This is a genomic window from Frateuria sp. (assembly GCF_013362045.1).
Lineage (GTDB): Bacteria > Pseudomonadota > Gammaproteobacteria > Xanthomonadales > Rhodanobacteraceae > Frateuria_A.
This window is the reverse complement of the sequence record NZ_JABFWW010000185.1, coordinates 1-9,838: the sequence shown is the minus strand read 5'-3', so window position 1 is coordinate 9,838 and position 9,838 is coordinate 1. Positions and strand designations below refer to the sequence as shown.

Annotated in this window: 8 protein-coding genes, 1 other RNA gene and 1 pseudogene; 9 read left to right on the top strand and 1 reads right to left on the bottom strand. The window is 70.4% G+C overall.

What is annotated here, in order from left to right; translation table 11 throughout:
* Positions 1-1,342, bottom strand: a 1,342-nt coding sequence (locus HOQ08_RS08495) for a penicillin-binding protein activator (protein ID WP_291193269.1), incomplete at its 3' end; no start/stop codon positions are given.
* Between the two features lie 84 nt (positions 1,343-1,426).
* Between HOQ08_RS08495 and rsmI the strand changes: the two genes are divergently transcribed.
* The 9 genes and pseudogenes from rsmI to HOQ08_RS08450 form a co-directional block, all read left to right on the top strand.
* The gene (gene rsmI, locus HOQ08_RS08490) at positions 1,427-2,257 is read left to right on the top strand and encodes a 16S rRNA (cytidine(1402)-2'-O)-methyltransferase (protein WP_291193267.1); all 831 of its coding nucleotides are present in this window, start codon (positions 1,427-1,429) and stop codon (positions 2,255-2,257) included.
* A 95-nt stretch (positions 2,258-2,352) separates the two neighbouring features.
* Positions 2,353-2,717: RNase P RNA component class A (gene rnpB, locus HOQ08_RS08485), an RNA gene on the top strand.
* Positions 2,718-3,082: 365 nt separating this feature from the next.
* Complete coding sequence (gene mraZ, locus HOQ08_RS08480) at positions 3,083-3,529, top strand: division/cell wall cluster transcriptional repressor MraZ (RefSeq protein WP_291193265.1); 447 nt, start codon at positions 3,083-3,085, stop codon at positions 3,527-3,529.
* A gap of 50 nt (positions 3,530-3,579) precedes the next feature.
* Positions 3,580-4,500 (top strand): 16S rRNA (cytosine(1402)-N(4))-methyltransferase RsmH, encoded by a 921-nt coding sequence (gene rsmH, locus HOQ08_RS08475; RefSeq protein ID WP_291193263.1) that lies wholly within the window; start codon positions 3,580-3,582, stop codon positions 4,498-4,500.
* Between the two features lie 5 nt (positions 4,501-4,505).
* The gene (gene ftsL / locus HOQ08_RS08470; protein ID WP_291193271.1) at positions 4,506-4,769 is read left to right on the top strand and encodes a cell division protein FtsL; all 264 of its coding nucleotides are present in this window, start codon (positions 4,506-4,508) and stop codon (positions 4,767-4,769) included.
* Positions 4,766-6,577, top strand: a complete 1,812-nt coding sequence (locus tag HOQ08_RS08465) for a penicillin-binding protein 2 (RefSeq protein ID WP_291193261.1) — start codon at positions 4,766-4,768, stop codon at positions 6,575-6,577. Before ftsL ends, HOQ08_RS08465 begins: the two co-directional genes overlap by 4 nt.
* A 20-nt stretch (positions 6,578-6,597) precedes the next feature.
* Positions 6,598-8,058 (top strand): UDP-N-acetylmuramoyl-L-alanyl-D-glutamate--2,6-diaminopimelate ligase, encoded by a 1,461-nt coding sequence (locus HOQ08_RS08460; RefSeq protein ID WP_291193259.1) that lies wholly within the window; start codon positions 6,598-6,600, stop codon positions 8,056-8,058.
* On the top strand, positions 8,055-9,425 hold the full coding sequence (murF, locus tag HOQ08_RS08455; protein WP_291193257.1) for a UDP-N-acetylmuramoyl-tripeptide--D-alanyl-D-alanine ligase: 1,371 nt from the start codon (positions 8,055-8,057) through the stop codon (positions 9,423-9,425). Before HOQ08_RS08460 ends, murF begins: the two co-directional genes overlap by 4 nt.
* Positions 9,415-9,838 (top strand): annotated as a pseudogene (locus HOQ08_RS08450) (phospho-N-acetylmuramoyl-pentapeptide-transferase); the annotation flags it as partial. The gene murF and the pseudogene HOQ08_RS08450, both read left to right, overlap by 11 nt.

Here is a 9,838-nt window from a genome sequence, read left to right as displayed (position 1 = left end):
CCGGCGCCGGTGCCGGTGCCGGTGCCGCCGGCACGGGCATGGCCGACCTGGGCATGTCCAGGCCGCCGATCGCGTTGGCGAAGTTCACCTTGCCGGGAGGCAGCGTGGCCATGCCGGCGACGTGGCCGCCGCGCGCATCGAACTCGGCCTTGAATGCGCTGGCGGCGCGCTGTGCGAAGTCGTCGTCGGACACGATCACGTAGGCGCCATGCAGCCCACGCTCGACCATGTGGTCGGCAGCCTGCGCGCCCTCGGTTTCCGGCAGCAGGCCGAACTCTGTGGCGCCGCCGGCCGGCAGGCTCTTGTCGTCGGGGTGGTTGAGCGCGAGCAAGGGCACCGGCAGTTGGCCCTGACCGAACACCGCCGCGACTTCCGCGCGGGTGAGCGGCCCCACGACCAGCTGCGCGCCGTCGCCGGCAGCCTGGCGGTAGGCCTTCAACGCACCCTCGGCGGTGCCGCCGCTGTCGTACACGCGCACGCTGGCGCGCGGCGCGTTGGTGCGCGCGGCGTCGGCGTAGGCAGCGAAGAAGCCTTCGCGGATCGCGCCGCTGGCGCCGGCGAAGTTGCCGCCCAGCGGCAGCAGTAACGCCACGTGCGCGGGCATGCGGTAGCCCTCGCGCACGTTCGCGTTGGCGCCGGGCAGCATGGTGCCGACCGGCTGGTTGAGATCCGGCTGCGGCTGCGCGACCGGCACGCCGAGCTGGGTGAGCGCTTCGTTGATCCAGGGCAGCATGCGATCGCCCGCCTGCATGGCGGCGCCGCGGCGCTTGAGCGGCTCGGCGCCCAGGCGACCGAGCAGGTCGAGGATCTGCTTGCGGTTCTGCGTGTGGTCCAGCCCCCCCAGTTGAGGGTCCATCTGCACGCGGGTGCGCGCGGCACCCCACAGGTCGCCGGTGCCCTCCATCGCGCGCGCGCGCAGTTCGAGCAGGCGCAGCTCGAGCGCGGACGGTACCGGTGTCGGCTGGGTGGTCAGCTGCAGCGCGGTGTGTGCGTCGTGGTGGGCGAGCGCCAGTTCGGCGCGCAGCAGGTCGTAGTGGGCTGCGTCCTCGCTCTGCAGGCGCGGACGGCGCACCTGGCCAAGCAGCGGCGCGGCTTGTTCGATGGCGCCTTCCTCGCGGTAGACCTCGGCGGCCAGTACGCGGTAGTGGTCGGGATCGCGGGCCTGCTGCGCGAGGTCGAGATAGGCCTGGACCGCCTGGTCGAACTGCCCTTGGCGGGCCAGTTGCGCGGCGTGCTGTGCGGCGGCCAGTTCCTGCGGCGAGCGGGTGACCGCCGTCGGTACGCAGGCGCCCAGCGCCAAGGCGATCAGCAGGCCGAGACCGGCGGCGCGGAGCAGTCGCATGGAGCGTTCCTTGGTCGTGGTCGACATGGTGAGCGATCATAGCCGATCGTGCCGCGCGCCCTTCGCGCACCGCTTGGAGCTTCGATGCCTACTGTCCAGTCCGGCAACCTGTCGGTGGTTGCCACGCCGATCGGCAATCGCGACGACCTTTCCCCACGCGCGGTCGCGACGCTGCGCGCGGCGGACGTGATCGCCGCCGAGGACACCCGCCACAGCCGGCCGTTGCTGCTCCACCATAACGTCGACGTGCCGCTGGTGGCGTTGCACGAACACAACGAGCGCGAGGCGGTCGATGCGCTCGTGCGGCGCATGCTCGATGGGCAATCGGTCGCGTTGATCTCCGATGCAGGCACGCCGCTGGTCTCCGACCCGGGCTACCGACTGGTGCGCGCGGCGCGGGCGGCAGGCATCCGCTGCGTACCGGTGCCCGGTGCCTGCGCGGCCATCGCGGCGCTGTCGGTGGCGGGGTTGCCCAGCGACCGTTTCGTCTTCGAGGGTTTCCTGCCGCCGAAGGCCGCCGCGCGCCGCACTCGCCTGCAGGAGCTGGCCAGCGAGCCGCGCACGCTCATCTTCTACGAGTCGTCGCACCGCGTGGCCGAGAGCCTTGTCGACATGCGCGATGTTTTCGGTGGTGCGCGCGAGGCGGTGCTCGCGCGCGAACTCACCAAGCTGTTCGAGACGGTGCTCGGCGAGGCGCTGTCCGAGCTCGCCGCACGCGTCGCGGGCGATCCTGACCAGCAGCGCGGCGAATGCGTGATCCTGGTGGTCGGCCGCGGCGAGGAGACGGACGCGCGTCTGGCCGAGGGCCAGCGCGTGTTCGCGCTGCTGCGCGAGGAACTGCCGCCCGCCAAGGCCGCCAAGCTGGCGGCCGCAATCACCGGAGCGCCGCGCAAGAGCCTCTATGAAGCTTCGTAGCAAGTCTCAGCCCCGCTGAAGCCTGCCCTACCGCGACGCTCTCTCTCGCATCCGGATTTCCCACAGCCGATTCGCGGGCCACTACAATGGTGCGCGGAGTCGGCCGGACAGTCGCGTCGCACGCGAGTGCGTCGAGGAAAGTCCGGGCTCCACAGGGCAGGGTGCCAGGTAACGCCTGGGCAGCGCGAGCTGACGGCCAGTGCAACAGAGAGCAGACCGCCGATGGCCCCGGAAGGGGATCAGGCAAGGGTGAAAGGGTGCGGTAAGAGCGCACCGCGTGCGGGGCCAACGCCGCACGGCACGGTAAACCCCACCCGGAGCAAGACCGAATAGGGGAACGATAACGCGGCCCGCGTTGTTCCCGGGTAGGTCGCTGGAGCCAGGCGGCGACGCCTGGCCGAGAGGAATGACTGTCGCGCCGCAAGGCGTACAGAACCCGGCTTACAGGCCGGCTCCGCCCCTCTCTTGCGCGGCGCGCTGCGGCACGCCGCCACAACGAAGGCCAGGGTGGCGTGGATGTCGAACGCCACCCTGGCCTTTTGCGTTGCCGCGAGAGGGGCGCCACCCGGGCACAGGTTGGCCTGAACAGGAGTTCATGTCCGGAGGTGACCAGCGGGCTGCAGGCTCGTGATGTACCTCACGCGGCATTTTGAAAAAACCCTAGCTTTCAAGCACCTTGCCAACCTTCCTCCCAAATGGCTGGAAATACGTCCACACTTCTGCCTTTCTCCTTGATTCACAAGCAAAAATCCCTTGACGTCTCAAAAGGCGAGACGTATCGTGGGACCCTGTGTGAAATCGTGGGAATCAGTGGAGTCTGCACGGGTGTTCCAGGGCGAAACCGCCATTACCGTCGATGACAAGGGCCGGCTGGCCATCCCGACTGCATATCGGGAGCTGGTTGCGGGCGCCTGCGCCAATCGGCTGGTGGTCACCTACAGCCCGTTCGAGACGGGTTGCCTGTGGATCTACCCCTACGCCGAGTGGGAGCAGGTGCGCGACCAGATCAATGCCCTGCCCAAGGTCAAGGCCGCCCATCGCGACATGCAGATGAAGCTGGTGGGCGCGGCGGCCGTGGTCGAGCCGGACGGCGCCTCGCGCGTCCTGCTGCCGGCCAGCCAGCGTGCCGCCGCCGGCATCGAGAAGAAGGCGGTGCTGCTGGGCATGGGCAACAAGTTCGAGCTGTGGAGCGAGCAGGCGCATCTGGCCAAGATTCGCCAGACCCTCGGCGAAGACGACATCACTGACGACATGGCGGACCTGCGCCTCTAGGGCGCGGGTGTTTTCGGGTGCGGGACGAAGACGGGACGGGAGGGTGCGGCGTGGCCGAGTTGCGGCACATCCCGGTGATGCTGGATGAAGCGGTGGAGGGCCTTGCCGTGCAGGCAGGCGGGCGGTATCTGGATGGCACCTTCGGGCGCGGCGGCCACGCACGCGCAGTGCTGTCGCGCCTGGGTCCCGATGGCCGGCTGCTGCTGATGGACCGCGACCCGACCGCCATCGCCGCGGCGCGCGAAGCCTTCGCGGCCGATCCGCGCGTGGCCATCCGCCACGGCAATTTCGCCGAACTCGCGGAGTGGAACGAGACCGCCCCCGGCCTGGATGGCGTGCTGCTCGACCTGGGCGTGTCCTCGCCGCAGCTGGACGAGGCTGCGCGCGGCTTCAGCTTCATGGCCGATGCGCCGCTGGACATGCGCATGGACACCACCCAGGGCGAAAGCGCGGCGGACTTCCTCGCCCGCGCCGACGAGCACGAGATCGCCGACGTCTTGTGGACCTTCGGCGAGGAACGCTTCAGCCGCAGGATCGCCCGCGCCATCGTGGCGCGCCGCGCCGAAGCGCCAATCATCCGCACCGGCGACCTGGCCGCCCTGATCGAGCGCACCATCGGTCGCCGCGAGCCGGGCAAGCACCCGGCCACGCGCAGCTTCCAGGCCCTGCGCATCCGCGTCAACGGCGAGCTCGAATCGGTGCGCAGCGGCCTCGAGGCGGCGCTGGAGCGCCTGAGGGTCGGCGGCCGGCTCTCGGTGATCAGCTTCCACTCGCTGGAAGACCGTATCGTCAAGCAGTTCATCCGCGACCACGCGGGCCGCGTGCAGGGCAGCCGGCGCGGCCCGCCGGTGGCGGCAAGGCCGGCACGGCTGGCCGCGGTAGGCAAGGCGCGCTTCCCCTCGGAGCGCGAGCTCGCCGCCAATCCGCGCGCCCGCTCGGCGGTGCTGCGCGTGGCGGAGAAGCTGGCATGAGGGCGCTGGCCGGCACCGTACTCGTGCTCCTGCTGCTGGCCGTGCTGGTCAGCGCGATCGGCGTGGTGTGGACGCGCCACGAGAGCCGCGTGCTGTTCGTCGAGCTGACCCGCCTGCAGAACCAGCGCGACGAACTCAACATCGAATACGGCCGGCTCGAACTGGAGCAGGCGACCTGGGCCGAGCCGCGCCGCATCGACGAAGAGGCACGCAGCAAGCTCGGCATGGTCACGCCCAGGCCGCAGGACATCCAACTGGTGCGCCGATGAGTACGCGCCGCCCGTCCGTGCAGCCTTCCGGCGGCCGCCGCCGCGGTCCCGGCCCTAGCCCGCGCCGGCGCATGGTGCTGGTGGTCGGCGTGCTCGGGCTGGCCTCGCTGGGCCTGGTCGCGCGTGCGTTCGACCTGCAGGTGGTGCGCAAGCAGTTCTACCAGGACCAGGGCGACGCACGCTTCCTGCGCGAAGTGCCGATTCCGGTTTCGCGCGGCACCATCTTCGACCGCAACGGCGAACCGTTGGCGGTATCCACGCCGGTGGTCTCGATCTGGGCCAACCCGGCGCAGGTGCTGGAAAACGCCGACCGCATCCCTGACCTTGCCTCCGCGCTCGGCGCCGACGCGGGCGAGCTGAAGGAGAAGCTCGCCCAGCGCGCCGACCGCGAATTCGTCTACCTGCGCCGACAGATGCCGCCGGAGGCGGCGCAGGCCGTGCTCGACCTGGGCATTCCCGGCATCAACGGCCAGCGCGAATACCGCCGCTACTACCCGTCGGGCGAGGTGACCGCGCACGTGCTCGGTTTCACCAACATCGACGACCACGGCCAGGAAGGCCTCGAGCTCGCCTTCGACGACTGGCTGGCCGGCAAGCCCGGCGCCAAGCGGGTGATCCGCGACCGCATGGGCCACGTGGTCGAGGACGTCGAGCAGGTGCGCGAACCCAAGCCGGGCAAGAGCCTCACGCTCAGCATCGACCGGCGCATCCAGTTTCTGGCCTACAACGAGCTGAAGAACGCGCTGGGCGAATTCAACGCCGCATCCGGTTCGATGGTGATCCTCGACGTCGCCACCGGCGAGGTGCTGGCGATGGTCAACCTGCCCACTTACAACCCCAATGCGGTGAACGGCAGCAAGCCCGCAGACCGGCGCAACCGCGCCGTCACCGACCTGATCGAGCCGGGCTCGACGATCAAGCCGATCCTGATGGCCGCGGCACTGTCCAGCGGGAAGTTCACCCCGACCAGCCCGCTGATCGATACCGGCGGCGGCCACTGGTTCTTCCAGGGCCACGACATCCACGACACGCACAACTATGGTCCCCTGACGCCCACCGGCGTGATCACCAAGTCCAGCAACGTCGGCGCGGCGCACATCGCGATGGAGCTGGACACGCCACTGATGTACGGCACCTACCGCGCGTTCGGCTTCGGCAACAGCACCAACAGCGGCTTTCCCGGCGAGTCGTCCGGTTTGCTGCGCATCGGCCGCGACTGGCGCCCGCTGGAAAAGGCCATCATGGGCTACGGCTACGGCCTCAACGTGACGCCACTGCAACTGGCAAACGCCTACGCCACGCTGGCCGACCACGGCGTGATGCACTCGCCGAGCTTCATCAAGGACGCGGACAACGAGCCCAGGGCCATCGTCTCGGGGCAGGTCGCCGACGAGATCGTGCGCATGATGGAGACGGTCACCGCGCCCGGCGGCACTGCGACCACGGCGCGTATCGCCAACTACATCGTCGCCGGCAAGACCGGCACTGCGCACAAAGCGGCTGCCGGCGGCTACTCGCGCAACAACTACACCGCCGCCTTCGCCGGCGTGGTGCCGGCCAGCAACCCCCGGCTGGTGGGCGTGGTGATCATCGATGACCCGCAGAAGCGCAGCTATTACGGCGGCATGGTCTCCGCGCCGGTGTTCGCGCGGGTGATGGAAGGTGCGCTGCGCCTGCTCGACGTGCCGCCGGACAACATCGGCCGCTGGTATGCCGGCGGTCCCTTGATGAGCCCGACCGGGCTGGCCGGCAGCAAGCCGCCCACGGACCTGCCGGCCGATGACGGCTCGGTGGAGGAAGAGCCATAAGTGCTCTTTCGCTGTCTCCCTTGCTGGAAGGCTTCGCCGACGCCGGTGCGCTCGGCGATCTTCGTATCCGCGGCCTCACTCTCGACTCGCGCCAGGCGAGGCCAGGCGACGCCTTCGTGGCGCTGCGCGGCAGCCGCACGCACGGCATCGGCTTCGCCGCGGACGCGGTGGCGCGCGGCGCCACGCTGGTGCTGGCCGAAGCTCCGGCAGTGGCCGGCTTCACTCCCGGCGTGCCGGTGCTGTGGATCGATGACCTGCACGCACGCCTCGGCGAGATCGCCGCGCGCTTCCATGGTCATCCGTCACGCGCCCTGCGCATCGTCGGCGTCACCGGCACCAACGGCAAGACCTCCACCGTGCAACTGCTCACCCAGGCGCTGTCGCGGCTGGGCCATCGCGCGGCGAGCATAGGCACGCTGGGCGCGGGCCTCTACGGGCAGCTGGACGAGGGCGAGCGCACCACGCCGGACGCGATCAGCGTGCAGCGCCTGCTGGCGCAGTTCCGCGACCGGAGCGCGACCCACGTGGCGATGGAGGTTTCCTCGCACGCTCTGGAGCAGGGCCGCGTCGGCGCTGTCGATTTCGAAGTCGCCGCCTTCACCAACCTCACCCGCGACCACCTGGACTACCACGGCACCATGGCGGCCTACGGCGCGGCCAAGGCCAAGCTGTTCGCCTGGCCCGGGCTGAAGACGGCGGTGGTCAACGTGGACGACGATTTCGGCCGTGGGCTGGCCACGCGCTTGCCGGCCGGCGTGCGCGCCTTGCGTACCAGCGCCGCCGATGTGGGCGGGGCGGAGGTCGTCGCACAGGCCATCGCCACTTCCGCGGAAGGCCTGGCGTTTACGCTGAGCACGCCCTGGGGCGCGCAGACGATCCAAAGCGCCCTGCTGGGTCGCTTCAACGTCGACAACCTGCTCGCCGTGGCGGCGTGCCTGGGCGCGCTCGGCGAACCGTTCGACCGCATCGTCGAGGTGATCGGCGCGCTCGCACCGGTCAACGGCCGCATGAACCGGCTCGGCGGCGACGGCAGGCATCCGCTGGTCGTGATCGACTACGCGCACACCCCGGACGCGCTGGAACAGGCGCTCGTCGCGCTGCGCGCGCACTGCGCCGGCCGGCTGGTCTGCGTGTTCGGCTGCGGCGGCGAGCGCGATGCCGGCAAGCGCCCGCAGATGGGCGCGATTGCCGAGCGACTCGCGGACGTGGCGATCGTCACCGACGACAACCCCCGTGGCGAGGACGGCGACGCCATCGTCGCGCAGATCCTTGCCGGCATGCAGCAGGCCACGACCGTCCAGCGCGATCGTGCCGCGGCGATCGACGTGGCCATCGCGCAGGCAGGCCCCGACGACGTCGTGCTGATCGCCGGCAAGGGCCACGAGACCTACCAGGAAGGCGCCGCCGGCAGGCGTCCCTTCGACGACCTCGCGGTCGCCCGCGCCGTACTGGCGCAAACGGCAAGGGAGAACCACGCATGATGCGCCTCTCCGAGATCGCGCTGTGGACCGGCGGCCGCCTGCTGGGCGCCGACCTGGACGTCATCGGCGTAGCGATCGACACGCGCAAGCTCCAGCCGGGCGAGTTGTTCGTCGCGATCAAGGGTGAGCGCGTGGACGGGCACGACTTCGCGCGCGGCGCGGCCATGCAGGGCGCCGCCGCGGCGCTGGTCACGCGCCGCGTGGACGTGGACATTCCGCAGGTCGTGGTGAACGACACCCAGCTTGCGCTCGGCGACCTGGCCAGCGCGGTACGCGCGCAGCGCGACGTGCGCGTGGTCGGCATCACCGGCTCCAACGGCAAGACCACGGTCAAGACGCTCACCGCCTCGATCCTTGCGCGCCACGGCCGCACCCACGTCAACGCGGGCAACTACAACAACGAGCTGGGGCTGCCGCTGACCCTGCTCGCGATGCCGGCGGACACCGAGTACGCGGTGCTGGAGATGGGCGCCGGCAAGCCGGGCGACATCGCCTACCTCGCCGCCATCGCGCGGCCCGACATCGGCCTCGTCAACACCATCGCGCCGGCGCACCTTGAGCGCATGGGCAGCTTGGAGGGCGTGGCCGAGACCAAGGGCGCGCTGTACCAGGCGCTGCCCGCCGACGGCGTGGCGATCATCAACGCGGACGATGCGTTCGCCAGCTTCTTCGGGGGGCTGGCGGGCTCGCGGCGCACGCTGCATTTCGGCCTGGGTGGGCACGTGGACGTCGGCGCGACGATCCTCGAGCAGCGCGTGGACGGCTCGCGCTTCATGTTGCGCACGGGCGAGGGCGAGGCCGAGGTGAATCTGCCGCTGGCTGGCCGCCACAACATCGCCAACGCGCTGGCGGCGAGCGCGATCGCACTGGCGCTCGAGGTGCCGCTGGCGACCATCGCAGCCGGCCTGATGCATGCGCCGGGCGTCGTCGGGCGATTGCGCACGGAGGCGATGGACGGCGGCTGGACGCTGATCGACGACAGCTACAACGCCAATCCCGGTTCGGTGGGCGCGGCCATCGACACGCTCGCGCTGGCTGGCGGCGAACGCTGGCTGGTGCTCGGGGACATGGCCGAGCTCGGCCCCGAGGCGCGCGAGCTGCACGCCGGCATCGGTGCGCGGGCGAAGGCGGCGGGCATCGAGCGGTTGTTCGCCGTGGGCGCGTTGAGCCTTGCGGCGGCGCAGGCCTTCGGGGCGGGGGCCGAGCACCATGTCGACAAGGCCGCGCTCGTCGCTTCGCTCGTCCGGCAGCTGCGGTCCGGCGTGACCTGCCTCGTCAAGGGCTCGCGCTCGGCCGGCATGGAGCAAGTGGTCGCCGCCCTCAAACAAACCACGAATGCCTCCGGAGGCCCCATCGATGCTGCTTGAGCTGGCCGACTGGATGGCGCGGCACTTCACCGCCCTGCACCTGTTCCAGTACATCACCTTCCGCACGATCATGGCCGCGCTCACCGCGCTGGCGATGTCGCTGCTGTTCGGCCCCGGCCTGATCATGCGCCTGGCCGCGCTCAAGGCGGGCCAGGTGGTGCGCAGCGACGGCCCGCAGACGCACCTGGTCAAGGCCGGCACGCCGACCATGGGCGGGGTGATGATCCTGCTCGCCATCGCCATCGCCACGCTGCTGTGGGCGGACCTGCACAACCGCTACGTGTGGATCGTGCTGGCGGTGCTGATCGCCTTCGGCGCGATCGGCTTCTACGACGACTACAAGAAGCTGGTGCTCAGGGACAGCCGCGGGCTGGCCTCGCGCTGGAAGTATTTCTGGCAGTCGGTGTTCGGCC

What these genes read in the sequence shown, in the direction of transcription:
- murF (WP_291193257.1), top strand. Translation starts at nt 8,055, where the DNA reads ATGATGCGCCTCTCCGAGATCGCGCTGTGGACCGGCGGCCGCCTGCTG.
- HOQ08_RS08465 (WP_291193261.1), top strand. Translation starts at nt 4,766, where the DNA reads ATGAGTACGCGCCGCCCGTCCGTGCAGCCTTCCGGCGGCCGCCGCCGC.
- rsmI (WP_291193267.1), top strand. Translation starts at nt 1,427, where the DNA reads ATGCCTACTGTCCAGTCCGGCAACCTGTCGGTGGTTGCCACGCCGATC.